The sequence below is a fragment of the Streptomyces sp. NRRL F-5630 genome (assembly GCF_000719475.1).
Taxonomy (GTDB): domain Bacteria; phylum Actinomycetota; class Actinomycetes; order Streptomycetales; family Streptomycetaceae; genus Streptomyces.
Genome location: NZ_JOGO01000007.1, coordinates 127,145 through 151,690 on the forward strand (window position 1 = coordinate 127,145; position 24,546 = coordinate 151,690).

At 73.2% G+C, this 24,546-nt stretch carries 20 protein-coding genes and 1 pseudogene; 14 read left to right on the top strand and 7 right to left on the bottom strand.

All coding sequences use genetic code 11. The annotated features are described in order from the left end of the window. The first annotated feature begins 6 nt into the window (after positions 1-6). The 5 genes from IF99_RS0105585 (at position 7) to IF99_RS0105605 (ending at position 5,007) form a co-directional block, all read left to right on the top strand. Positions 7-1,683: an ATP-binding protein gene (locus IF99_RS0105585; protein WP_030995210.1), complete on the top strand. Its 1,677-nt coding sequence runs from the start codon at positions 7-9 to the stop codon at positions 1,681-1,683. After that, positions 1,683-2,081, top strand: a complete 399-nt coding sequence (locus tag IF99_RS0105590) for a roadblock/LC7 domain-containing protein (RefSeq protein WP_030995211.1) — start codon at positions 1,683-1,685, stop codon at positions 2,079-2,081. Before IF99_RS0105585 ends, IF99_RS0105590 begins: the two co-directional genes overlap by 1 nt. After that, positions 2,078-2,578, top strand: a complete 501-nt coding sequence (locus IF99_RS0105595) for a DUF742 domain-containing protein (RefSeq protein WP_030995212.1) — start codon at positions 2,078-2,080, stop codon at positions 2,576-2,578. Before IF99_RS0105590 ends, IF99_RS0105595 begins: the two co-directional genes overlap by 4 nt. Beyond that, the gene (locus IF99_RS0105600; protein WP_030995213.1) at positions 2,559-3,182 is read left to right on the top strand and encodes a GTP-binding protein; all 624 of its coding nucleotides are present in this window, start codon (positions 2,559-2,561) and stop codon (positions 3,180-3,182) included. The genes IF99_RS0105595 and IF99_RS0105600 overlap by 20 nt, the downstream gene beginning before the upstream one ends. A gap of 160 nt (positions 3,183-3,342) precedes the next feature. Then, positions 3,343-5,007 carry a cytochrome P450 gene (locus IF99_RS0105605; RefSeq protein ID WP_030995214.1) on the top strand — a complete coding sequence of 555 codons (1,665 nt, stop codon included), beginning with the start codon at positions 3,343-3,345 and terminating at the stop codon, positions 5,005-5,007. Between the two features lie 7 nt (positions 5,008-5,014). Here the strand turns inward: IF99_RS0105605 and IF99_RS0105610 are convergent, their stop codons facing one another. From IF99_RS0105610 to IF99_RS0105620, 3 genes are all read right to left on the bottom strand, one after another. Next, complete coding sequence (locus tag IF99_RS0105610; RefSeq protein WP_030995215.1) at positions 5,015-5,986, bottom strand: pseudouridine synthase; 972 nt, start codon at positions 5,984-5,986, stop codon at positions 5,015-5,017. Positions 5,987-6,321: 335 nt separating this feature from the next. Next, complete coding sequence (locus tag IF99_RS0105615) at positions 6,322-7,176, bottom strand: siderophore-interacting protein (RefSeq protein ID WP_030995216.1); 855 nt, start codon at positions 7,174-7,176, stop codon at positions 6,322-6,324. 46 nt (positions 7,177-7,222) lie between these two features. Then, on the bottom strand, positions 7,223-8,131 hold the full coding sequence (locus IF99_RS0105620; RefSeq protein WP_030995217.1) for a 5'-3' exonuclease: 909 nt from the start codon (positions 8,129-8,131) through the stop codon (positions 7,223-7,225). A gap of 321 nt (positions 8,132-8,452) precedes the next feature. Here IF99_RS0105620 and IF99_RS0105625 point away from each other — a divergent pair, with 321 nt between their 5' ends. The 3 genes and pseudogenes from IF99_RS0105625 to IF99_RS0105635 all read left to right on the top strand — a co-directional run bounded on the left by IF99_RS0105625 (position 8,453) and on the right by IF99_RS0105635 (position 13,379). Next, positions 8,453-9,604: a quaternary amine ABC transporter ATP-binding protein gene (locus tag IF99_RS0105625; protein WP_199806457.1), complete on the top strand. Its 1,152-nt coding sequence runs from the start codon at positions 8,453-8,455 to the stop codon at positions 9,602-9,604. Beyond that, positions 9,597-12,499, top strand: a pseudogene (locus tag IF99_RS31585) (glycine betaine ABC transporter substrate-binding protein). The gene IF99_RS0105625 and the pseudogene IF99_RS31585 overlap by 8 nt, the downstream one beginning before the upstream one ends. 310 nt (positions 12,500-12,809) lie before the next feature. Then, on the top strand, positions 12,810-13,379 hold the full coding sequence (locus tag IF99_RS0105635; protein WP_030995219.1) for a helix-turn-helix domain-containing protein: 570 nt from the start codon (positions 12,810-12,812) through the stop codon (positions 13,377-13,379). Between the two features lie 66 nt (positions 13,380-13,445). Here IF99_RS0105635 and IF99_RS0105640 read toward each other — a convergent pair whose 3' ends face one another. Further along, the gene (locus IF99_RS0105640) at positions 13,446-14,561 is read right to left on the bottom strand and encodes a TDT family transporter (protein WP_030995220.1); all 1,116 of its coding nucleotides are present in this window, start codon (positions 14,559-14,561) and stop codon (positions 13,446-13,448) included. Between the two features lie 71 nt (positions 14,562-14,632). On the opposite strand from IF99_RS0105640, the gene IF99_RS0105645 reads away from it, so the two are divergent. Then, on the top strand, positions 14,633-15,637 hold the full coding sequence (locus IF99_RS0105645; RefSeq protein ID WP_030995221.1) for a LysR family transcriptional regulator: 1,005 nt from the start codon (positions 14,633-14,635) through the stop codon (positions 15,635-15,637). A gap of 23 nt (positions 15,638-15,660) precedes the next feature. Here IF99_RS0105645 and IF99_RS0105650 read toward each other — a convergent pair whose 3' ends face one another. Continuing rightward, the gene (locus IF99_RS0105650; RefSeq protein WP_030995222.1) at positions 15,661-16,383 is read right to left on the bottom strand and encodes a gamma-glutamyl-gamma-aminobutyrate hydrolase family protein; all 723 of its coding nucleotides are present in this window, start codon (positions 16,381-16,383) and stop codon (positions 15,661-15,663) included. Positions 16,384-16,471: 88 nt separating this feature from the next. After that, positions 16,472-17,206 carry a FadR/GntR family transcriptional regulator gene (locus IF99_RS0105655; RefSeq protein WP_030995223.1) on the bottom strand — a complete coding sequence of 245 codons (735 nt, stop codon included), beginning with the start codon at positions 17,204-17,206 and terminating at the stop codon, positions 16,472-16,474. Positions 17,207-17,277: 71 nt separating this feature from the next. Between IF99_RS0105655 and IF99_RS0105660 the strand changes: the two genes are divergently transcribed. The 5 genes from IF99_RS0105660 (at position 17,278) to IF99_RS0105680 (ending at position 23,308) form a co-directional block, all read left to right on the top strand. Continuing rightward, positions 17,278-18,657 (top strand): glutamine synthetase family protein, encoded by a 1,380-nt coding sequence (locus IF99_RS0105660; protein ID WP_030995224.1) that lies wholly within the window; start codon positions 17,278-17,280, stop codon positions 18,655-18,657. A 136-nt stretch (positions 18,658-18,793) separates the two neighbouring features. Further along, complete coding sequence (locus IF99_RS0105665) at positions 18,794-20,167, top strand: aldehyde dehydrogenase family protein (protein ID WP_030995225.1); 1,374 nt, start codon at positions 18,794-18,796, stop codon at positions 20,165-20,167. Positions 20,168-20,177: 10 nt separating this feature from the next. Further along, positions 20,178-20,990, top strand: a complete 813-nt coding sequence (locus tag IF99_RS0105670) for a 3-oxoacyl-ACP reductase (protein ID WP_030995226.1) — start codon at positions 20,178-20,180, stop codon at positions 20,988-20,990. 110 nt (positions 20,991-21,100) lie between these two features. Then, the gene (locus tag IF99_RS0105675) at positions 21,101-22,402 is read left to right on the top strand and encodes a haloacid dehalogenase-like hydrolase (protein ID WP_030995227.1); all 1,302 of its coding nucleotides are present in this window, start codon (positions 21,101-21,103) and stop codon (positions 22,400-22,402) included. 150 nt (positions 22,403-22,552) lie between these two features. Then, positions 22,553-23,308: a DUF2510 domain-containing protein gene (locus IF99_RS0105680; RefSeq protein ID WP_030995228.1), complete on the top strand. Its 756-nt coding sequence runs from the start codon at positions 22,553-22,555 to the stop codon at positions 23,306-23,308. An 18-nt stretch (positions 23,309-23,326) separates the two neighbouring features. On the opposite strand, the gene IF99_RS0105685 is transcribed toward IF99_RS0105680, so the two are convergent. Then, complete coding sequence (locus IF99_RS0105685) at positions 23,327-24,529, bottom strand: amino acid deaminase/aldolase (RefSeq protein WP_030995229.1); 1,203 nt, start codon at positions 24,527-24,529, stop codon at positions 23,327-23,329. Positions 24,530-24,546: the final 17 nt, after the last annotated feature.

Sequence of the window (24,546 nt, forward strand, 5' to 3'; positions counted from 1 at the left end):
CCGAGGATGCTGCTGACCGGCGTCCCGCTCCTGGCGGCCACCGCGGTGGCCGGCCGGCTCCTGACCGGGACCGCCAGGATCACGGCCCTCGTCGGCGGAGTGGTCGCCCTCGCGCTCGCGCTCGCCCTCACCGCCGAGGTGATCCGCGCCCAGCGGGCCCGGGCCACCGAGTACCGCGCCTTACGCCGCCGCCTCACCGAGGTCCAGGACCTCGTGGACACGAACGACGAGCGCCTCTACCACCTCACCGACGCCGTCCTGCCCCGCATCCACGAACTCGCCTGCGGCGGCATCATGGACCAGCGCATGGAAGAGCTGATCCGCGAGTACCCCAAGTGGCGCCAGGACTTCACGGACCCGGAACTCCACCTCATCAGCTCGATCATCGGCTCCCTGCACGAGATGGAGAACATCCGTCACTCCACCGTGTGGCACTACATCAACATCACGCGCAGGCTCCAGGCCGTCGCCCACTCCATGTCCGAGGAACTGCGCGAGATGGAGGAACGCCACGGCCGCGCCCCCGAGTTCTTCGACGACCTGCTCCGCGTCGACCACGCCTGCTCGATGATGATCCGCTGGGCGGACGACCTCGCCACCCTCGGCGGCGGGCGCCCCAGCCGTCGCTGGCCCGGACCCGTGTCGCTGCTCAGCACGCTGCGGGGTGCGCAGGGGCGCATCCTGGAGTTCCCGCGCATCCACATCATGGACATCCCCGACATCGACCTCAAGGGCACCGAGACGGAGGGCGTCCTCCAGGCCGTCGCCGAACTCATGGACAACGGCTGCAAGTACTCCGCGCCCAGCTCCAAGGTCTTCGTCAGCGCGATGCGCGTCGAGAAGGGCATCGCCATCTCGGTCGAGGACCAGGGCGGCAGCACCGACATGATCGACAAGATCATGTCCCGCTTCAAGAACATCTACCGCTACGCCAAGACCAACCGGGACATCGGCCAGTACCGCTACGAGACCGGCATCGGCTACTTCGTCCTGGGGCGGCTGTGCCTCAGCTACGAGATGAACCTGGAGGTCCGCCCCTCGGCCTACGGCGGCCTGCGCGCCATCCTCTTCGTGCCCGAGCACCTGATCGAGGGCATCGACATCGACTACCCCGCCCTCAAGCGCAAGCGCCTGCTCGCGCACGGCATCGGTGCCGAGGCGGTGCCCCGCTTCGACGAGAACGACGAGCCGATCGTGCCGCTCCCGCGCCGGGAGCACATCCCCTACAGCAAGTACGCGGGACCGCCGGAGCGGAACGAGGACGGCGAGGCGATCCCGCCCACGACACCGCCCGAGGCGCCGGTCTACACCGAGCGCACCCCGGAGGGCCTGCCGCAGCGCCGCCGCACGATGCCCTACCACCCGGGCGTCGGCTTCGCCCAGTACGCCACCGAGGAGGAGTACCTCGCGGAGCAGGCGAGCATCGCGGAGCAGACGGAGATCAACATGCGCGCGGCGGCAGCCGAGACCTGGAACGGCCCCGTGCGGGACCGCCAGGCGCCGTCCGGGACGGGCCGCGAGGCGGAGCACGAGGACGACCGGGAGCAGCCCGAGCCCGGTATCGCGATGGCCGCCTTCTTCGCGGCGGCCAAGGGCGGGGGCCTGCCCGAGGGAGACGGCGAGCCAGGGAAGAAGCCCGCCGACAGCCAGTACGACGACAACGAAGAGGGGGACGAGTACTGATGACGCAGTTCGATCAACTGCTCAAGGAACTGGACGACACGGTGAGCGGGATCCACCAGATCGTGGTGCTCTCGGCCGACGGGCTCCAGATCGCCCGGTACGGCGGGGAGCAGGACGCCGCCGACCGCGTCGCCGCCGCCTGCGCCGGGCTCCAGAGCCTCGCCGCGGCCGTGGGCCAGGAACTCCCCGGCTCCAAGGGCCGGATGCAGATGGTCGTCATCGAGGTGGACGAGGGCTACTTCTACCTCATGGCGGCCGGTACCGGCGCGTACCTCGCGGTCCTCGCCGACGCGCGCACCGAGGCCGGAGTCGTCGGCCACCGGATGCGCGAACTCGCCCGACGCCTCGGCCCGCACCTGACGAGCCCGCCGCGCCGGACGGGCGCCGTCCTCCGATGACCATCCCTTCCCGGCGCAGGCGCCGCAGCACGCAGGAGAGCCCGGCACCGGGCGGCACCACGCGGGGGAGCCCGCACCAGGGCGGCACGGCGGGGGAGCGGGACGGTGCGGTGGACGGCGGCCCGCGGCAGGAGGCCGTGGCGGGGGAAGGCCCCCGCACGGCCGGCGGGCCGGGGGAACCGGGGCGCTTCTACGCGCTCACCGGGGGCCGGGGCGGCGGCGAGGGGATCGACCTCGTCTCGCTCGTCCAGACCGTCGTCGTGCCCGCCGCCGGGCTCCAGCCGGAGGCCGCCGCGGTCCTGGGCCTGTGCCGGACCTCGCTCTCGGCCGCCGAGCTCTCGGCCTATCTGCGGCTCCCGTTCAGCGTCGTGGCCGCGCTCCTGGCCGGGCTCCACGCCGAAGGGCTCGTACGGGTCCTGCGCCCGGTACGGCCGTCGCACGACACAGCCGACCGTTCCCTCCTCGAAGCGGTGATGCATGGACTTCAACGACTCTGACCTCCTCCCCGGCCCCCGGACCGAGGACCTGCTCCCCGACACCGTCACGGCCGGTGTGAAGCTCGTCGTCGTCGGCGGCTTCGGCGTCGGCAAGACGACGATGGTCGGCTCGGTGAGCGAGATCAGGCCGCTCACCACCGAGGAGACGATGTCCAAGGCGAGCATCGGGGTCGACAGCCTCTTCCGCACCCGCGCGAAGACCGCGACGACGGTGGCGATGGACTTCGGCCGCATCCGCATCAACGACGAACTCGTGCTCTATCTCTTCGGCACCCCCGGCCAGGAACGCTTCTGGTTCCTGTGGAACGGCCTCTTCGAAGGGGCGCTCGGCGGGGTGGTGCTCGTCGACACCCGCCGCCTGGAGACGAGCTTCGAGGTCATGGGGCGGCTGGAGGAACAGGGCGTGCCGTACGTCGTCGCCGTCAACCGCTTCCCGAAGTCGCCCCGTTACCCGGCGGAGACGCTGCGCGCCGCGCTCGACCTGCCCGCCGAGGTCCCGATCGTGGAGTGCGACGCCCGCGAGCGCGCCTCCAGCCGGGACGTCCTGCTCACGCTCGTCCGCTACCTGGGCGCGATCGCGGAGAGGCGGGGCCCGCGGGCCTGAGCCGGCCCCCGCGCACCGTCCCCACGCCCGCCCGGCACCCGCACGCCGAGCCCTTCGCACGCCCGGCAGGCGCACGCCCCGGCATCCGTCCTGACCGGCGTCCGGCACGTCCCCGTGCCCCGCACGCGTACACCCCCGGTCCCCTTCTCCCGGAGTTCCCGTGACCACATCCGTCCCGTCCGAGGGCGCCGTCCCGCCGCCCGGCTGCCCGGCCCACGCACCCGCCGGCTCCGCCACCCCCGCCGCGCGGGCCCGTCCGCGCCCCGACTACTCCGGCGTGCCCGCCCCCGAGGGGCGCGACCCGGCGACGGAGGTGGACAACCCCAACATCGGCCCGGGCCGGGCCCGCAGACTCAACGGCCCGGACGCCGAGCGCGACCAGCAGGGGCTCTACGACACGCTGCGGCTGGAGTACGGCGAGGTCGCCCCCGTGCTGCTGCCCCGGGACGTGCCCGCCTGGCTCGTCCTCGGCCACGAGGAGAACCGTTTCGTGTGCGCGCACCCGGAGCTGTTCACCACGGACGGCCGCGAGTGGCGCCTGCTCCAGGACGGCACCGTCGGCCCCGACCACCCCATGGCGCCCATCTTCATGTGGCAGCCCGTCTGCGCCTTCGTCGAGGGCGAGGAGCACGAGCGGCTGCGGGAGCCGCTGGAGGAGAACCTCCGCGTCACCGACCTGCGCGAACTGCGCAGGCTCGTGCAGCGGGGCACGTACGCCCTCCTCAACGACCTGTGCGAGGAGGGCTTCTGCGACCTCACCGAGGACTACTGCGAGCGCCTCCCGATGATCGTCCTGCTCGGTCTCTTCGGCATGTCGCACCTGTACGACGACCGCTTCCTCGAAGCGGCCCGCGACCTCATCAAGGGCACCGAGACCGCCAACGCGAGCAACGAGCACCTCATGAAGCTCTTCCGCGCCGAGGTCGAGCGGGCGCGCGTGGAGCCCGGAGACGACTTCGCCTCGCAACTCCTCGCTCACCGGGCCGGGATGAGCGCGCGCGAGGTCTCCGAGCACCTGCGGATCGTCCTCATCGCCGCGTACGAGACCACGGCGAACCTCCTCGCCAACGCGATGCGCATCCTGCTGGTCCAGATGGAGGTGCGCGGCCGGGTCGGCGCCGGGCGGCTCAACATCTACGAGGCGATCGAGCAGGCCCTGTGGGACGAACCGCCCTTCAGCGCCATGCTCGGCCGCTACGCGCTCCGGGACGTGGAGGTCGGCGGGCGGCTCATCAGGAAGGGCGACGCCGTCATGCTCGGCTACGCGGCGGGGAACGTGGACACGCGCGTGCGTCCCGCGCTGGAGGCGCCGGTACGGGACAACCGCTCCCACCTCGCCTTCGGCCGCGGCCCGCACGCTTGCCCGGGGCAGTACCTCGGCCGGCAGCTGTGCCAGCTCGCCCTGGACGACCTGCTCGCCTGGCTCCCCGACATGCGCCTCGCCGTGCCCTCCTCGCAACTGCGCTGGTCGGGCTCGCTGCTCAGCCGCCACCTCGTCGAGCTCCCGGTCCGCTTCGAACCGCGCTCCCAGCGCGACGAGGAGAGCATCGGCACCTTCGGGCTGCCGCTCCCCAAGGGCGTGGGCCTCTTCCCGCCACCCGACGAGGAGCACGACCTGATGCCCGTCGAGATCCCGGAGAGGATTCTCGAGGCCGAGCGGGAGGCCGGGGAGTGGCGGGCGGCCAGGATGCGGCGCGAGGACGCAGCGCGGGCCGGGCAGGACGGTCCCGCCCCGGCGGAAGCGGCGGCAGGTGGCGCGGGCGCGGAGGCCGGGGGCCCGTTCCCGGGGCCGCGCCGTCCGCTGCGGGCCTGGCTGCGGCGCTGACGCTGCCTCAGCCGCGCGCGGGGCGGGCCCAGCGCAGCGGGTCCTGCCAGGCGGTGAGCGTGCGCCCGCTCGTGAAGCGGCGCAGCTCACCGCTCAGCGGGTCCGTGAACTCCATCGCTCTGGCGAGGAGTTGGAGCGGGCGGCGGTAGTCGGTCGGGTCCGGGTCCGTGACGTACGGGTAGAGCGGGTCACCGAGGAGGGGCAGGCCGAGGCCGTTCATGTGGGCCCGTAGCTGGTGGGTGCGCCCGGTGCGGGGGAGCAGCCGGTAGCGGGCGAGGAGCGGGGGAGTGCCGGCGAGAGCGGGGGCGGTGCGCACGCCGAGCAGTTCGACGCGGGTCTCGCTGTTCGGCTCGGCGCCGGGCACCTCGCGTGCCGCCATCTCGCCGCGCTCCTTGACGAGGTGGCTGCGGACCGTGCGGGGCAGGCGCAGCGCGGGCGCGTGGGCGGCGACCGCCTCGTACTCCTTGCGCACCTCCTTGCGCGCGAAGAGCGACTGATACGCGCCGCGGTCCCGGGGCCGGACGACGAAGAGGACGAGTCCCGCGGTGAGGCGGTCGAGGCGGTGCGCGGGGCTCAGCGCGGGCAGGGCGAGGTCGCGGCGCAGGCGGGCGAGGGCGGTCTCGGTGATGTGGCTGCCGCGCGGGGTGGTGGCGAGGAAGTGCGGTTTGTCGACGACCAGGAGGTGGTCGTCCCGGTGCACGACGCGGAGCGGAAAGGGGACGGCGGGCTCGGGAGCGCGGGTGCGGTGGAACCAGTAGGTGGCGCCGGGGCCGCGCTCCTCGCCGTGGGCGGGGCGACCGCTCGCGTCGACGAACTCGCCGGTCCCGAGCATGGCGTCGATGACGGCGGGAGGCACGGGGAGCCGGGCGCGCAGGTACGCGCGCAGGGTGCCCTCGTGGGTGTCGGGCACGCGCAGACGGATGGCGTCGATGCCGTCCCGCTGGGGGAGGGGCGAAGGGGGAGGGGGACGGCGCGGCACGAGGCCAGCGTACGGGGACGCCGCGGGTTCCTCGCGCGGTGCGGGCCCTGGTGGTGGCTCGTCGCGAGAACCGGGGAAGCGCTCAGGCCGCGTCGGCGCCTTCCTGTTCGGCCTCGATGCGGGCGTTCCAGTCGCGCTTGCTGGCCTGCCAGCCGGCTTCTTGCGATGGTCGGCTTCGCCTCCGGGAGCGCTTAAGCCGGTGTCGAGTCTCCCGACGTGCTCGGCCGCTCGTTCCTCACGGCCTGCGCGCGACGGGCGCCTCGACACCGTCGCGCTCCCTTCGGCTCTGCCGACCTGCTCGGCCCTGCGGGCCTCGGGGAGTGGGCCCGTGTCTCTCAGGCCGCGTCGGCGCCTTCTTGTTCGGCCTCGATGCGGGCGTTCCAGTCGCGCTTGCTGGCCTGCCAGCCATCCTCGTTGTGGCCGAGGCGCCAGTAGCCGGAGATGGAGAGGCGGTCGCGGGTGATGCCGCGGTCGAGGCGGAGGTGGCGGCGGAGGTCCTTGACGAAGCCGGCCTCGCCGTGGACGAAGACCTGGACCGTCGCCGGGTCGCACTCCACGGTCCGTACGGCGGCGACGAGCGCCTCGCCCGGCGGGCGCTCGCCCCGGTGCAGCCAGGTCAGGTTCACCCCGGCCGGGACGTCGAGCTTCTGCTCCTCCGCGGCGTCCGCGACCTCGATGAAGACCTCGCCCTTCGCGTCGGCGGGCATGTTCTCGACGGCCGCCGCGATCGCGGGCAGCGCGCTCTCGTCCCCGGCGAGCAGGTGGCTGCTCGCCTCCGGCTCCGGGCGGTAGGCGCCGCCGGGACCGGCGAAGTACAGGACGTCGCCCGGCTTCGCCGCCGCCGCCCAGGGGCCCGCGAGGCCCTCGCCGCCGTGCACGACGAAGTCGACGGTCAGCTCGCGGGCCGCCGCGTCCCAGCGCCGCACGGTGTACGTCCGGGTCACGGGCCACTGCTCGCGCGGGAAGTCCGCCCGCACCCGGGCCATGTCGAAGGGCTCGGGGTACGTGACGCCCTCGCGCGGGAAGATCAGCTTGATGTAGTGGTCCGTGTACTCGTCGGCGGCGAACTCGGCGAGCCCGTCGCCCCCGAAGACCACCCTGACCATGTGCGGAGTGAGCTGCTCGGTGCGCAGCACCCGCCCACTGTGGGTGCGTCCGCCCTTGCGCGCGGGCCGTTCGGCGTCAGCCATGGGGGTCCCCCCGATCGATCTGCTTAGGTAAGCCTAAGCTAGCACTTCACCGGGTGAGGGTGTGCAGTACACGATCGAGCGAGCTGCCGAGCCCCCAGCGCTCCCCGAGGGCCGCGAGCACTTCCCCGTCGCGCGGCTCGTCCGGCAGCCGCTCGTCGAGGTCCTCGGGCACGGGGATGTCGCGCGCGACCCGGACCACGGCGGGGGCCACGTCCAGATACGGGGCCGACTCGACGAGGCGGCGGCGCTGGGCCGGGGTGATCTTCGATGCGGGGTCGGCGGCGGCGGCACGGATGCCGTCGAGATCGCCGTACGCCGCGAGGAGCTTCGCGGCGGTCTTCTCGCCGATCCCGGGGACCCCGGGCAGACCGTCGCTCGGGTCGCCCCGCAGGGTCGCGAGGTCCGCGTACCCGGGCCCGTCGACGCCGTACTTCTCGCGCAGCAACGCCTCGTCGGTGACCTGGAGGCTGCCGACGCCCTTGAGGGGGTAGAGGACGCGGACGCCGCGCGCGTCGTCGACGAGCTGGAAGAGGTCGCGGTCGCCCGTGACGATGTCGACCGGGCCGTGCGCGCGGGTGGCGAGGGTGCCGATGACGTCGTCGGCCTCGTATCCCTGGACGCCGAGCCGCGCGATGCCGAGCGCGTCGAGGACCGCCTCGATCACCGGTACCTGCGGCGAGAGGGTGTCGGGCACCTCCTCCTCGTCGGGGCCCGTCTCGCTCTCCTCGGCGACCCGGTGCGCCTTGTAGCCCGGGATGAGGGAGACCCGCCACTCGGGCCGCCAGTCGGCGTCCATGCAGGCCACGAGGGCGTCGGGGCGGTGGTCCTGGACGAGTCGCGCGATGAAGTCCAGGAGCCCCCGCACCGCGTTGACCGGGGTCCCGTCCGGGGCGCGCACCGAGTCGGGGACGCCGAAGTAGGCGCGGAAGTAGAGCGAGGCGGTGTCGAGGAGCATGAGCCGGGGAGTCTGCGTCACGCGTGGCATCTTGCCGCACCCGCCGCGGTGTGGCCGAACCTTTTCGCCGCGCGCCCGCCCCTGTGTGTGGGCGCACACCCCACACCATAACGAGGAGGTAACGCAAGGACTTTGGTCTGATCGGAGAGTGATCTGGGTCACATAATCGTTTGATGGGTATAGCTCCGGGCAGCAGCGCCCCCGGAGCGAACCCGACGCGCCGACTGGAACGACTCGGGTCAGCGGAAGGAATCCGCAAGCTTCACGGCTCGCCGCGACTGGGGGTGGCGAGCCGCTTTTCGTGCGACCCGAGAGGTGTTTGTGGCAAAGCTACAAGCAGAGAACTTGTTCAAGGTCTTCGGCAGGCAAGCCGAGGCCGCAGTCGGCCGGCTGAAGGACGGCGCCGCGCGCGAGGACCTGCGCGCCGAAGGCATCACGGCCGCCGTGATCGATGCCTCCTTCTCCGTGGACGAGGGCCAGATCTTCGTGGTGATGGGCCTGTCCGGATCGGGCAAGTCCACGCTGCTCCGGATGCTCAACGGGCTCCTGGAGCCCACCGCGGGCCACGTCCGTTTCGACGGGCAGGACCTCACCGAGCTGAGCGCCGCGGGGATGCGCGAGGTGCGCGCGAAGAAGATCAGCATGGTCTTCCAGCACTTCGCGCTCTTCCCGCACCGCAGCGTCCTGGAGAACGCCGCCTACGGCCTCCAGGTGCAGGGCGTGCCGCGCGAGGAGCGCGAGCGCCGCGCCACCGAGGCGCTGGAACTCGCCGGGCTCAAGGGCTGGGAGAAGTCCTGGCCGGACGAGCTCTCCGGCGGTATGCAGCAGCGCGTGGGCCTCGCCCGCGCCCTCGCGACCGACGCCGACCTGCTGCTCATGGACGAGTCCTTCAGCGCACTGGACCCGCTGATCCGCCGTGACATGCAGGACCAGCTCGTCGAACTCCAGAAGCGCCTGAAGAAGACCATCGTCTTCATCACCCACGACCTCAACGAGGCCATGCGGCTCGGCGACAAGATCGCCGTCATGCGTGACGGCCGCATCGTGCAGACCGGGACGGCCGAGGACATCCTCGTCACCCCGGCCAATGACTACGTTGCCGCCTTCACCCAGGACGTCGACCGCTCCCGCGTGCTCACCGCCGGGGCCATCATGGCCGACGTGGACACCGTGTACGGGACCACTGGACCGGGCGGCGAGGAACTGCGCGCCCCCGCCGACGTCCTCGCCGCGGCACCGGCCACGGTGCGCGAGACCACCCCCATCTTCCAGCTCTTCGGCCCGAGTTCGACCAGCGGTGTGCCGATCGCCGTGACCGACGCGGACGGCTCGCTCGTCGGCGTCGTCCCCCGCGATCGTCTGCTCGCGGTCCTCGGCGAGCCGATGAACCCCCAGGAGCAGGGCGCCACGCTCGCCACGACTCCGGAACAGCGCCACGAGGGCGCCACCGGAAAGGTGAGTGCACGTGCCTAGGCTTCATCTCGGGGACTGGGTCGCCTCGATCGTCGACTGGCTCCAGACCAACCTCTCCTGGCTCTTCGACTTCATCGTCACGTGCTCGAAGGGCATGTACGACGGCGCCAACGCCGTGCTCACCGCCCCCGAGCCGCTGCTGCTCGCCGGGATACTCGCGGTCCTCGCGTTCTGGCTGCGCGGGCTCACCGCCGGGGTGCTCTCCTTCGCCGGCTTCGCGCTGATCGACTCGCTCGAACTGTGGGAACCGGCGATGAACAGCTTCGCGCTCGTCATCGTCGCCACCGTGATCGCATTGGTCATCGGGGTGCCCCTCGGCATCTGGACCGCGAGATCGCAGCGGGCGAGTGCCATCGTGCGGCCCCTGCTCGACTTCACGCAGACGATGCCCGCCATGGTCTACCTGATCCCGGCGATCTTCTTTTTCGGGGTCGGCGTCCCGACCGGCATCGTGGCCACGATCATCTTCGGCTTCGCGCCCGCCGTGCGCATGACCGAACTCGGCATCCGGCAGGTCGACGACGAACTCGTCGAGGCGGCCGACGCCTTCGGCACCACGCCGCGCAAGACGCTCCTCGGCGTCCAGCTCCCGCTGGCCCTGCCGACGATCATGGCCGGTGTCAACCAGGTCATCATGCTCAACCTGTCGATGGTCGTCATCGCGGGCATGGTCGGCGCGGGCGGCCTCGGCGGCTCCGTCTACCAGGCGATCGGCAACGTCGACATCGGGCTCGGCTCCGAGGCCGGGGTCTCCATCGTCGTCCTCGCGATCTTCCTCGACCGCGTCGTCGCTGCCCTCGGTCAGCAGATATCCCCGCTCGGCCGCCGCGCCGCCGCGCGCGTGCGCGCCATGCAAGGCCTGAAGATCTGGAACTACCGGCCCCGTCCGACCGTCGCGGTCATCGGTGTCGTGATCCTCGGGCTCGTCGCGGGCGGCATGGGCGTCTTCGGCGGTTCGGACGACGCGAAGACCGTCGACGCCACGGACGTCGGCAAGGGCAAAACCATCAGCGTCGGCTACATCCCCTGGGACGAAGGCGTCGCTTCGACCTTCCTCTGGAAGGAGCTCCTCGAACAGCGCGGCTTCAAGGTGGACGCCAAGCAGTACGAGGCGGGTTCGCTCTACACCGGGATGGCCAACGGACAGGTCGATTTCCAGACCGACTCCTGGCTGCCGACGACCCACGCCCAGTACTGGAAGAAGTACGGCGACAAGCTGGAGGACCTGGGTGCCTGGTACGGCCCGACCTCGTTGGAGATCGCTGTTCCTTCGTATGTCAAGGGTGTGAAGTCCACGGCGGATCTGAAGGGCAAGGAGTCGGAGTTCAAGAAAGGATTACGGCCTGTCGAAGTACAAGGTGATCGACGGTTCGACGCCGGGGATGCTGGCGGAGCTGGACCGGGCGTACAAGAAGAAGGAGCCGATCGCGGTCACGCTGTGGTCGCCGCACTGGGCGTACGACAAGTACGACCTGACGAAGCTGAGCGACCCGAAGGGCAGCTGGGGCAAGGGCGACGCCGGCAAGGGCAAGCAGCAGGACGCCGTCAAGTCCTGGATCAAGAAGAACCCGGGCATCGTCGACAAGCTCGCCCCCGTGCAGAAGACCGACGTCAACGTCGGCAAGGGCAAGACGGTCAACATGGGCTTCATCCCGTGGGACGAGGGCATCGCCTCCTCGTACCTCTGGAAGGAGATCCTGGAGCGTCGCGGCTTCAAGGTCTCGGCCAAGCAGTACGAGGCCGGAGCGCTCTACACGGGCATGGCCAACGGCCAGGTGGACTTCGAGACGGACTCCTGGCTGCCCCACACGCACAAGCAGTACTGGGACAAGTACGGCGACAAGCTGGAGGACATGGGCGGCTGGTACGGCCCGACCTCGTTGGAGATCGCTGTTCCTTCGTATGTCAAGGGTGTGAAGTCCACGGCGGATCTGAAGGGCAAGGAGTCGGAGTTCAAGAAAGGACGCCGGCAAGGGCAAGCAGCAGCAGGCGGTCCAGGGCTGGATCGAGGAGAACCCCGGCATCGTCGACAAGCTCGCTCCGGTCAAGGGCGGCTCCTCCGCCTCCGCCGTCGACTTCAAGAACGACGCGGGCAAGGACGAGCGCGACCGCGCGATCAACGTCGCCTGGTTCCCCTGGGAGGAGGACATCGCCGCCACGTACCTGTGGAAGCACGTCCTCGAAGAGCGCGGCTACAAGATGAACCTCAAGCAGTTCGAGGTCGGCCCGATGTACGCCGCGATGTCCCGCAACCAGCTCGACGTCCAGTTCGACGGCTGGCTGCCGTACACCCAGAAGAACTACTGGGACAAGTACGGGAGCAAGCTGACGAAGATCGGTGAGTGGTACTCGCCGACCTCGCTGGAGATCGCCGTGCCGAGCTACGTGAAGGACGTCAGCTCCCTCGCCGACCTCAAGGGCAAGGGCGACACGTTCGGCGGACGCGTCATCGGCATCGAGCCGGGCACCGCGACGATGGACATCCTGAAGAACAAGGTCCTGCCCTCGTACGGCCTCGACAAGGAGTACAAGGTCGTCGACGGCTCGACCCCCGGGATGCTCTCGGAGCTGAAGCGGGCCTACGCCAAGAAGGAGCCGATCGCGGTCATGCTGTGGTCGCCGCACTGGGCGTACAACCAGTACGACCTGACCAAGCTCAAGGACCCCAAGGGCTCCTTCGGCAAGGGCGACCGCCTCACCACCGTGGCCTCCAAGCAGTTCCCGAAGCAGTACCCGCAGTTCACGAAGTGGCTCAAGGACTTCAGGATGAGCGACAGCCAGCTCTCGGACCTGGAGAACGAGCTGCACAAGCAGGGCACCGGGCACGAGGAGAAGGCCGTCGACAACTGGGTCGAGAAGAACCCGGGCATCGTCGACAAGATGGCGCCGATGTAACCCGGCCGCGCCCCGCTCCGCGTCCGCGGGCGGGGCCGGGGCGGGAGAAGTGGAGTGGTGAGGCGGGCTTCCGCCGAGTGCGCGCACGGACACCTGGCGGGGGCTCCGCCGCTCCGCTCCGCCCCCGGCCGCCGCTCCACCGTGGACGGCCGGGGCTCCACACCGTGAGGGCGGGACCCATCCCGGGGTCCCGCCCTCACGGGCGTCCGCGGGTGGGCCGACTCCCGCACTCGGCTCCCCTCGCGCGCCGCGACTGCGTAGGCTGCTCACATGCCCCGGTGGACGGGGCCCGCGGGAGGGAGCGGCAGCGATGGACGAGAAGGAAGCCCCGAGGGTCGGCAACGCCGTACGCCGTCGCCGGCGTGCCCTCGAACTCACCCTCGCCACCGTGGCCCGCCGCTCGGGCCTCTCGGTGCCCTTCCTCAGCCAGATCGAGAACGAACGCGCCCGGCCGTCCACCCGTTCCCTGCGGGCCGTCGCGCACGCGCTGGAGACGACCGTCGACGAGTTGTTCGCCGCCGCCGACCCCGCACACACCGTGGACGTCGTCCGCAGCGACGACGAGGACACCGCGCTGATGGCCCCGGCCCCCGGCGTGCGCTCCCTCGTACGGGGCCAGCACCAGCTCCAGGCGATGGAGTACTGCGGCGACCAGGACTCGGGCCGCGAGTTCCAGTACCGCAACGACTCGCTGCTCTACGTCGCGGACGGCGCGGTCACCGCCGAGGCGGAGGGCCGTGTCCACCAGCTGTGCGCCGGGGACGCTCTCTACCTCAGCGGCGGCGTGCGGCACAGGTGGCGAGCCACCGAGCCCGACACGCGGCTCCTCGTCGTCGCGGTCGGCGACCACATCGAGGCGGGCGAGGCGCCGCCCCGGTAGGGCGCTCGACCGCTCCGGCAGGGGCGCCACCGCTCCGGGGAGGGCGGCGTCGCTCCGGTAGGGCGCTCAGGCCGCCGTCGCGGGGCGGGTGCCCAGTTCCTGTGCCGCGCCGAAGGCCGCCGCGCACCACGCGAGCAGCAGGAAGACGTAGAGCCCCGCGGCGAGCCAGCGGCAGGCGGCCAGTCCCGTGTGTGCGGCGAGCTGGGTCGCCCCCGTGACGCAGGTGCCGACGGGGAACGTGAACGCCCACCACGTCGACGAGGGCCGCAGGCCCTGGGCGAGCGCGCGGGCCACGAGCGCGGCGGCGATGAGCAGCCACAGCAGCGCGAAGCCCATCACGGGGACCCCGTACACGACCGAGAAGATCCGCAGGCCCTCCGCGGTGCCGCCGGGCAGCACCCCGCGCGCCGCCTCCGCGATCGCGCCCGTCGCCGTCACCGACTGGCCGAGCGGCCCGAGGACGAGGAAGAGCGAGGGCGCGAGCCGCGTCGGCCAGCCCCCGCCCGTCAGCAGCCGCGCCCCCACGAGCGGGAGCACGACGAGGACCGCGAGCAGCGAGGTGCCGAAGAGGGCCAGACACCCGTACACGAGCGTCTCGCGCGCCTGCCCGGCGGGCAGCTCCGTGACCAGCCCGGGACCCGTGGACGCGGCGACCATCGGCGCCACGAGCGGCAGCAGCCACACCGGCGAGACATCGGCGAAGCGCGCCCGCGCGTGCACGATCATCAGCACGGGGATCCCCGCCGCGACGACGACGGCCAGTACCGCGCCGACCACGAAGAGCACCGCGGCGACAGCCATGGCCGGGCCGTGCCCGAGCACGTCGGCGCCGACCCGCCGCGTCGCGGCCGAGAGCGCGAGGAAGGCCATCGCGAGACAGCCGTAGAACGGGGCGACGGCGGGGGAGCGCAGGTGCGCCCGCGCCTGGTCGCGGTGGTGCGCCCAGTGCGCGCCGCGCGCCACGAGCACGGCGAGCAGCGCGAGCGCGGCGAGCGCCCAGAACGCCGTGCACAGCCCGCGCAGCCCCCCGACGTGCTGCGGCAGTCCGCCGCCCGCCGTCGCGAGCATCGCCGTACCCATCACCGCCGCGTAGTGGTTCGGCCCGAAACCGCGCAGCCGCGAGTCGGGAGGGGGCGCGGAGGTGCCGGTGGGCGGGGCCACGGCGAGGGACGAGAGGCTCATTCCGCCATGTTCTCCGGCCCTCCGGACCCCTCACCAGGGACAATGCGGCTATGACCACATAAGCTCGGCTTATGAGCGGGCGGAACGGGCGTGCGGCGGACGGTGGTTCGGGCGGCGGGCGGAGCGAGGCGCCGCCACGGAGCGTGAGCGGGATCACGGGCGGGGAGCAGGGCCCGCTCGCCCGGCGCGTTCCCGACCTCGGGCTGCTCGAAGTGCTCCTCGCCGTGGAGCGGCTCGGGAGCCTCGGACGCGCGGCGAAGGAACTCGGCATCACCCAGCCCGCCGCCTCGGGGCGGGTGCGGAGCCTGGAGCGGCAGCTCGGGGTCGGGCTCGTCGCGCGCTCGCCGCAGGGCTCGCGGCTCACGCCGACCGGCCTGCTCGTGGCGGGCTGGGCGCGCCGGGTGACCGAGGCGGCGGAGGCCTTCGACGCGGGGGCGCGGGCGCTGCGCGGGCGGCGGGACTCGCGGCTGCGGGTCGCGGCCAGCATGACGATCGGCGAGTACCTGCTGCCCGGCTGGCTCGTCGCGCTGCGCGCCCTGCGGCCGGACACGGCGGTGTCGCTGCGGGCGGGCAGTACGCGCACGGTCGTGGAGGGGCTGCTCCACGACGAGGCCGACCTCGGTTTCGTGGAGGGGCTCGGCGTTCCGGCGGGCATGGACGGCGCAGTCATCGCCCGTGACCGGCTGCTCGTGCTCGTACGTCCCGGGCACCCGTGGACCGCGCTCACCGCCGGTCTCGACCCCGCCCTCCTCGCCGCGACGCCGCTGATCCTGCGCGAGGAGGGCTCGGGGACGCGCGAGGTCCTGGACGCCGCGCTCGCCCCCTACGGCGGCCCGGAGCGCCCGTTGCTGGAGCTGTCCTCGACGACCGCGCTGAAGTCCGCGGCGCTGAGCGGCGTGGGCCCGGCGGTACTGAGCGAGCTGGTCGTGCGCGACGAGGTGGGCGCGGGCACGCTGGTGCCCGTCCCCGTACGGGGGGTGGGGCTCGGGCGGGTGCTGCGGGCCGTGTGGCGGCGCGGGGAGCGGCCCTCGGGGGCGGCACGGGACCTGCTGTCGCTGACGCGGGGGAACGGGTAGGGCGCGAACGGCGCGCGGCCGGCTCAGACAGTGAGGCCCGCCGGGGCCGCCGCCGCCCGGACGAGACCCTCGGTCACCCGCAGGTCCGTGTGATCCATCTCCGGGTGCCACTGGACGCCCAGGGTCCAGGCGGGGCCGGGGAGTTCCACGGCCTCGACCGTGCCGTCCGGGGACTCCGCGCCGACCACGAGGCCCCGGCCGAGGAGGTCCACGCACTGGTGGTGGTGGGTCGCGACCCGGACGGGCCCGGGGACGAGGTCCGCGTAGCGGGTGCCGGGGCGGGGATGGACGGCGTGGCTGCCGAAGACGCCCCGGCCGCCCTCGTGGCCCGTCATGTGCTGGCGCAGGGTGCCGCCGAGCGCCACGTTCAGGAGCTGCATGCCCCGGCAGATGCCGAGCAGCGGGGTGCCGCTCGCCAGGGCAGCCGCGATGAGGGCCAGCTCCCACGCGTCCCGCTCCGGCGCGGGCGGGCCGCACTCCGGCTCGCGCGCGGCCCCGTACCTCGCCGGGTCCACGTCCGCGCCGCCCGCGATCACGAGCCCGTCGAGGCGCGCGACGAGCGCCGCCGCCCGCGCGGGCGCGTCCGGCGGCAGCAACACGGCGGTGCCGCCCGCCTTCCGCACGAGCCCGGGGTACTGGGCGGGCAGCAGCGCGGCCGGGAGGGTCCACTCGCCCCAGCGGGCCTCCGCCTCCCAGTACGTGCTGATCCCGATGACGGGCTCCGCGCCCCACGCCGCCTCGGACACCCCGGACCACCTTCCGTCACCGTCGGGCTTCAAAGGTACGGTCCCACACCTTTGTGTCGCACGGGTTTCCCCCGGCCGGCGGTCGCGCTCAGCTCAGGAAGCCCCGCAGCAGCGCCGCCGTGCCCGCGCAGTGCTCCCGCATCCGCTCGCGCGCCCCGGCCGCGTCGCCCGCGAGGATCGCCCGCGCGAGCGCGCCGTGCTGGGCCTGGGAGTGCTCCAGGCCGCGGACGAGGAGCGGGATGCGGTCGAGCAGGTCGTTGACGGCCGCGCGCACCGAGGCGTACGAGGCGGCGAGCGAAGCCGACCCGGTGCGCTCGGCGAGGCCCAGGTGGAGCAGCGTGTCCTCGCGCCGGTAGGCCGCGACGGGCTCCAGCGGGGCACTGTCGAGCGCGGTGAGGCTCGCCGAGAGCCACGCCCGCAGTGGGGGCCCGTGCACCGGGTCGGCGGCCCGCCGCGCGCACAGCTCGGCGGCCCCCGTCTCCAGGACCTCGCGGTGCGCGAGCACGTCCTCCAGGTCCACGCCCGCCCGCCGGGGAGCACGCGTCCCGCCCCGCACGAAAGTGCCCCCGTACCGCCCCCGCCGGGACTCGACCAGGCCCTCGGTGTGCAGGACGGAGATGACCTCCCGCAGCGTCGCCCTGCTCACCCTCAGCCGCTCCGCCAACTCCCGCTCGGGCGGCAGTCTTTCACCCGGGGCGACGAGGCCGAGGCGCAGCACCTGGAGCACCTGTTCCAGGGCCTCCTCGAAACCGTTGCCGCCCCGCACGGGCCGCAGGACCCGGCCGAGACCGCCGTCCCGCTCCTCTTCCGCCCCGCCGGACACGGCCCCGCCCCCTTCCGTCCAAAGGTCCCCGGCCCTACCTTAAGGTTCCCGGCTCACCCAAGGAGACCTCCGTGGCGGACCGCACCACCTCCCCCCGTACCGCTCCCCTCAGCGTCGAGGAGCTGACCGCGCAGGTGAGGGCGGGCGAGGTGGACACGGTCGTGCTCGCCTTCCCCGACATGCAGGGCCGCCTCCAGGGCAAGCGCTTCGCCGCCCCCTTCTTCCTCGACGAGGTGCTGCCGCACGGCACCGAGGGCTGCGACTACCTCCTCGCCGTCGATGTCGAGATGAACACCGTGGACGGCTACGCGAGTTCGTCCTGGGAGCGGGGGTACGGCGACTTCGCGCTCGCCCCCGACCTCGCGACGCTGCGCCGCGTCCCCTGGCACCCCGGCACCGCGCTCCTCCTCGGCGACCTCGCCACGACCGACGGCGCCCCCGTCACCGTCGCCCCGCGCCAGATCCTGCGCCGCCAGCTCGACCGCCTCGCCGAGCGTGGCCTCGTGGCACGGGCCGGGACCGAGCTGGAGTTCCTCGTCTTCAACGACACGTACGAGCAGGCATGGGACCGGGGCTACCGCGACCTGACCCCGGCGAACCAGTACAACATCGACTACTCGGTGCTCGGCACGGGCCGCGTGGAGCCGCTCCTGCGCCGCATCCGCAACGAGATGGCGGGCGCCGGGCTCACCGTCGAGTCCGCGAAGGGCGAGTGCAATCCGGGCCAGCACGAGATCGTCTTCCGCTACGACGAGGCGCTCAGGACGTGCGACCAGCACGTCCTGTACAAGACCGGGGCCAAGGAGATCGCCGCCCAGGAGGGGCGCGCGCTCACCTTCATGGCGAAGTTCAACGCACGCGAGGGCAACTCCTGCCACATCCACCTCTCGCTCGCGGACGCGGACGGCGCGTCCGCGATGCCGGGCGAAGGACCGCTCGGCATGTCGCCGCTCATGCGGCACTTCCTCGCGGGACAGCTCGCGGCGCTGCGCGATTTCACGCTCCTGTACGCGCCCACCGTCAACGCCTACAAGCGCTTCCGGCCGGGCTCCTTCGCGCCCACCGCCGTCGCCTGGGGCCCCGACAACCGCACGTGCGCCCTCCGCGTCGTCGGCCACGGGCAGGGGCTGCGCTTCGAGAACCGGCTCCCCGGCGGCGACGTCAACCCTTACCTCGCCGTCGCGGCGATGATCGGCGCGGGACTCCACGGCGTCGAGCGGGAACTCGAACTCCCCGAGCCCTGCACGGGCAACGCCTACGAGTCCGGCCTCCCGCGCGTCCCCGGCACCCTCCACGAGGCCGCCGCGCTCTGGCGGGAGAGCGCCCTCGCCCGCGAGGTCTTCGGCGAGGACGTCGTCGCCCACTACGCCAACATGGCCCGCGTCGAACTCGACGCCTTCGACGCCGCCGTGACCGACTGGGAACTCCGCCGCTCCTTCGAACGGCTCTGAAGCGGTACGCGCGCCGGGCGGTGCCGGGGCCGCCCGCCCTCGCCCGCCCCGCGCCGCCAGTGCCGCCTGCCCCGTCACGTTCCTCCCGCCCGCTCCCGTACCACCGCACCGCATCCAGCCCCGCGAGGACTCCGCCATGCCCGACGCCCCCACCGACCTGCCCGTCCTCAACCCCGCCACCGAGGAACTCCTCGCCACCGTCCACGCCGCGAGCCCCGAGGAGGTGGACCGCGCCGTCCGCCGCGCGATGGCCGCACAGCACCGCTGGGCCGGCCTCGCCCCCGCGGACCGCGCCCGGCTCCTGCGCCGCTTCGCCGCCGCGGTGGACGCGCACGTCGAGGAGCTGGCCCGCCTGGAGGTCGCCGAGGCCGGGCACACGCTCGGCAACGCCCGCTGGGAGGCGGGCAACGTGCGCGACCTCCTGGAGTACGCCGCCGGGGGAGTGGAGCGCCTGACCGGACGCCAGATCCCGGTCGCTGGCGGCGTCGACCTCACCTTCCTCGAACCCCTCGGCGTCGTCGCCGTCATCGCTCCCTGGAACTTCCCGCTGCCCATCGCGGGCTGGGGCAGCGCCCCCGCGCTCGCCGCCGGGAACGCCGTCATCCTCAAGCCCGCCGAGACCACCCCGCTCACCGCCCTGCGCCTCGCGGAACTCGCCCTGGAGGCGGGCCTGCCCGAGGGCCTCTTCCAGGTCCTGCCGGGCACCGGGCCGGGCGCGGGCGAGGACCTGGTGCGGCACCCGGGCGTGCGCAAGGTCGTCTTCACCGGCTCGGCCCGTACCGGCAAACGCGTCATGGCGCTCTGCGCGGAGCAGGTCAAACCGGTGACGCTCGAACTCGGCGGCAAGAGCCCCAACCTCGTCTTCGCCGACGCCGACCTCGAAGCCGCCGCCTCCTCCGCCCCCATGTCCTTCCTCGACAACGCGGGGCAGGACTGCTGCGCCCGCACCCGCCTCCTCGTCGAACGCCCCGTCTACGAGGACTTCCTGGCCCTGCTCGAACCGGCCCTGCGCGCCGTCGTCGTCGGCGACCCGGCCGACCCCGACACGCAGATGGGCCCGCTCATCTCGGCGCGGCAGCGCGCACGCGTCGCCTCGTACGTCGGTCCCGGCCTCGACGTCGTACGGGGCGACGCGCCCGAGGGGCCGGGCTTCTGGTACCCGCCGACACTCGTGCTCGGCGCGCGCCCGGAGGACCCCGTGGCGGTCGAGGAGGTCTTCGGGCCCGTCGCCGTCGTGCTGCCCTTCGACGGCGAGGAGGAGGGCGTACGGCTCGCCAACGCGACCCCGTACGGGCTCTCGGGCTCCGTGTGGACCCGCGACGGCGCCCGCGCGCTGCGCGTCGCGCGCGGCATCGCGGCCGGGAACCTCTCCGTCAACTCGCACAGCAGCGTCCGCTACCACACCCCCTTCGGCGGCTACGGCGAGTCCGGGCTCGGGCGGGAACTGGGCCCCGACGCGCTCGCCGCCTTCACCGAGACCAAGAACGTCTTCATCAGCACGGAAGGCTGAGGACCACCCCATGAGCGCACAGCAGCAGGACACGCCCCCCGCCGCCGACACCCCCGTCTGCCGCCGCCTCGTCGGCCGCACCGCCGTCGTCACGGGCGCGGGCAGCGGCATCGGCCTCGCGACCGCGCGCAGGCTCGCCTCCGAGGGCGCCCACGTCGTCTGCGCGGACCTCGACGAGGAGACCGGCAAGGCGGCCGCCGAAGAGACCGGCGGGCTCTTCCGCCGTACCGACGTCACCGTCCCCGAGGACGTCACCGCCCTCTTCAAGACGGCCTTCGACACGTACGGCAGCGTCGACGTCTCCTTCCACAACGCGGGGATCTCGCCCCCCGAGGACGACTCGATCCTCACCACGGGCCTCGACGCCTGGCGCCGCGTCCAGGAGGTCAACCTCACCTCCGTCTACCTGTGCTGCCAGGCCGTCCTGCCCTACATGCGCCAGCAGCGGCGCGGCTCCATCATCAACACGGCCTCCTTCGTCGCCCGCATGGGCGCGGCGACGAGCCAGATCTCCTACACCGCCTCCAAGGGCGGCGTCCTCGCCCTGTCCCGCGAACTCGGCGTGCAGTTCGCCCGCGAGGGCATCCGCGTCAACGCCCTGTGCCCCGGGCCCGTGAACACCCCGCTGCTCCGCGAACTCTTCGCCAAGGACCCCGAGCGCGCCGCGCGCCGCCTCGTGCACATCCCCGTCGGCCGCTTCGCGGAGGCCACCGAGATCGCCGCCGCCGTCGCCTTCCTCGCGAGCGACGACTCCTCCTTCGTCAACGCCGCCGACTTCCTGGTGGACGGCGGAATCTCCGGCGCGTACGTAACTCCCCTCTGAACCAGGCATGTACGGTGCATGACATCCGGGGTCGCCCCTCCTGTGGCCCGTGTCCACGGGACGGCGGCGGCCCCGCGCTCCGCCCTGCCGTCGGACAGATCGGACCCCCCATGCGCCGCACCGCCCCCCTGCTCGCCTCGCTCGGCCTCGCCGCCGCCGCGCTGCTCTCCACCGCCGTCCCCGCCGGGGCCCATTCCCCGGCCCCTCGCGCGCACTGCCCCCGGCTCAGCGAGAAGCTCCCCTGGTACGGGCACAACAGGGCCGCCCTCCAGCGCGTCGTCGACGAGCGCGGCACGTGCGCGCACCCGGCCCTCGCGAGCGAGCACTACGAAGGGCCGCGCCCCGTCGCGGCCTTCGACTGGGACAACACGATCTCCAAGAACGACATCACCGACGCGACGATCGCCTGGTCCCTGCGGCACGACAAGATCCTGCGCCCGCGCGACTGGAAGGACACGAGCGCCTGGCTCACCGACGAGGCCGCCGCCGCGCTCACGCAGGCGTGCGGCACGGACGTCCCCGTGGGCGCCCCGCTGCCCACCTCGCGGCGGACCGCCTGCGCCGACGAGATCTTCGAGATCCGCAGCGCCGCCCGCACCATGAGCGGCGCCGAAGCCTTCGCGGGCACCTGGAACCACCGCCGCACCGTCCCCGAGTACGCCTGGGTCCCCCAGCTCTTCGCCGGGCACACCCCCGCCGAACTCACCGACTACACGCGCCGCGCCCGCGCCGAGGCCCTCGCCGCGCCCGTCGGCGCCACCCAGCGCGTCGGCACGCACACCCTCCCGGGGTACGTGCGCTACTACGCGCAGCAGCGCGACCTCGTCCGCACCCTCCAGCGCGCCGGCTTCGACGTCTACATCGTCTCGGCGGGCTCCGAGCCGGTCACCGAGGTGTGGTCGGCGGGCATCGGCATCGACAAGAAGCACACCATCGCCATCCGCAGCCTCCTCGACCGCCGCGGCCGCATCACCACGCTCAACGAGGGCTGCGGCGGCGAACCCGCCTCCAAGGGCGCCGACATCCCCTACATCGACGGCAAGCGCTGCTGGATCAACCAGGAGATCTTCGGCGTCAAGGGCCCGCGCGCCTGGCAGCGGCAGGACTTCGCCCACCGCATCGCGATCGGCGGCGGCGACGCCGACACCGACGTCACCTTCGTGGGCGACGCGACGGGCGCGCACCTCGTGCTCAACCGCAACAAGAACGAGATCATGTGCCGCGCCTACGACAACGAGGACGGCCGCTGGCTCGTCAACCCGATGTTCATCGAGCCACTGCCCCGCAAGAAGGACGCCTATCCCTGCGCGACGACCGCGCGCACCGAGGAGGACGGCAGCCACGGACCCGCGCGACGGGACGACGGCTCGGTCATCCCCGACCAGCGGGACAGCGCCTTCGGCGGGGCCTGAGAAGGAGTCACCCCAGCGAGCCTGAAGTACCGGCTCCGGACGCGGCGGAGGGGCGCGTGGCACGGCCGCGCGCTCCAGTCCGCGGTAACCGGCGCGGCGAGCGGGTGAGTTCACCCGGCCGAACGGGCGAAACGACCTAAAGTTGCCACCATGGAGACGCCCCCCGCCCGGCCGGGCTGGTACCCCGACCCCCACGGCACCCACGGCGAACGCTGGTGGGACGGCGCCACATGGAGCCCCGACGTCCGCGCGCCCGGCCCCTCCTGGCGCGTGCCCGGAGGCCGCGGCGGCTCCCCGGGCCGCGCGGTGCTCCTCGCCCTCCTCCTCGGCGGCGCCGTGCTCCTCGCCGGGATCGTCGTCGGCATCGCCGCGCTCAGCACCCGCGAGGACCCCCTCGTCCGCGTCACCGACGCGGCGGACGGCGAACGGGGGAGCAGCACCCCGGGCGGGGCGGGCGTCACGCTCCACGGCATCGTCCTGCCCGTCCCCGAGGGCTGGCGCGCGGAAGGCCCCGCACTCGTCACGGGCCGCCCGCACCGCTGCGGCGACGACGGCGACTGCACCCCGGGCCGCATCACCGTCACCGCCGTCCCCGGCCGCCCCGGAGCCGCCCGCGCCCGCGCCGAGCGCGACAACGAGGCGGCGGCCGAGGCCGCCTACCCCGGCGCGAGCCACCGCCTCGCCGCGGCCGGTCCCGTCCAGGCCGCGGGCCGCGAGGGCTGGCTCGTGCGTCGGGTGTGCGCGCCCCGCGAGGGCGTCGGCGGCTACGTCCAGTCCCTCGTCTTCCCCTCGCCCCACGAGCCGGGCACGCTCCTCGTCGTACGGGCCCGGCTCGACGCGGACGCGGACCCGGCCGGACCTCAGGTGCTCGACGAGACGGCGGAGGGCATCAAGATCGCCGACTGACCCCGCGGAGAAGGGGGTTCAGAGGAACGTGCGCCCCTCGCCGCGGTACGTCGGCACCGTCTGCGTCACCGCTTCGCCCCGCACGAGGTGCAGCCGGTCGAAGCGCTCGCACAGCTCCCCGGCCTTCGCGTGCCTGAACCACACCCGGTCGCCGACGAGCAGATCGTCGGCGACCGCGCCCAGTAGCGGCGTCTGCACCTCGCCGGGCCCCTCCCGCCGGTCGTACGAGAGCCCCCCGGGCAGGTACGGGACCGGCAGCCGGTCCCGCCCGGCCACCCCCGACGCCGGGTAGCCGCCGCCGAGCACCGTGACCACGCCGACGCCCGGACGGCGCACGACGGGCATAGCGAAGAGCGCCGCCGGACGCCCCGTGAACGACGTGTAGTTGTCGAAGAGCCGCGGCACGTACAGCCCCGAACCGGCCGCGATCTCCGTCACCGCGTCCTCGGCCGCCGTGTGCTGCACACTCCCGGTCCCGCCGCCGTTGACGAACTCCAGGCCGGGGGCGACCGCGCGCACCGCGCGCACCACTTCGGCCCGGCGCGCGGCCAGTTCACGGCGCGCGGCGGCCTGCATGAGCCGTACGGCCCGCGACCGCAACGGACGCCCCGCCAGCTTGTCGCCCACGCCCGCCACATGGCCCTCGTACGCCATGATCCCGACGAGCCGGAAACCCGGCGTGCGCGCCACCGCGCGCGCCATGTCCGCGACCTGCGCGGGCGAGTGCAGCGGAGAGCGGCGCGCGCCCACCCGTACCCGGCCGCCCCACAGCCGCAGCGAGGTGTCCAGTTCGAGGCACACCCGGATCTCCTCGGTGCCGCTGCCACGGGCGGCGTCGATGAGCCCGAGCTGCGCCGGGTCGTCGACCATGACTGTCACGGCGGCGGCCAGCCGTGCGTCGGCGGCGAGTTCGGCGTAGGCGGAGCGGTCGGTGGAGGGGTAGGCGAGCAGCACGTCGTCGAAGCCCTCGCGGGCCAGCCACAGCGACTCCGCGAGCGTGAACGACATGACCCCCGCGAACCCGGGCCGCGCGAGGACCCGTTCGAGCAGGGCGCGGCAGCGCACGGACTTGCTCGCGACCCGGACCGGCTTGCCCTGGGCGCGGCGCACGAGGTCGTCGGCGTTCGCGTCGAAGGCGTCCAGGTCGACGAGCGCCAGCGGCGCTTCGAGGTGGGCGGTGGCCCGGTCGTAGCGGGCCCGGTCGGCTGCGCGGGCGGTCATGGGCGCAGCCTGCCAGA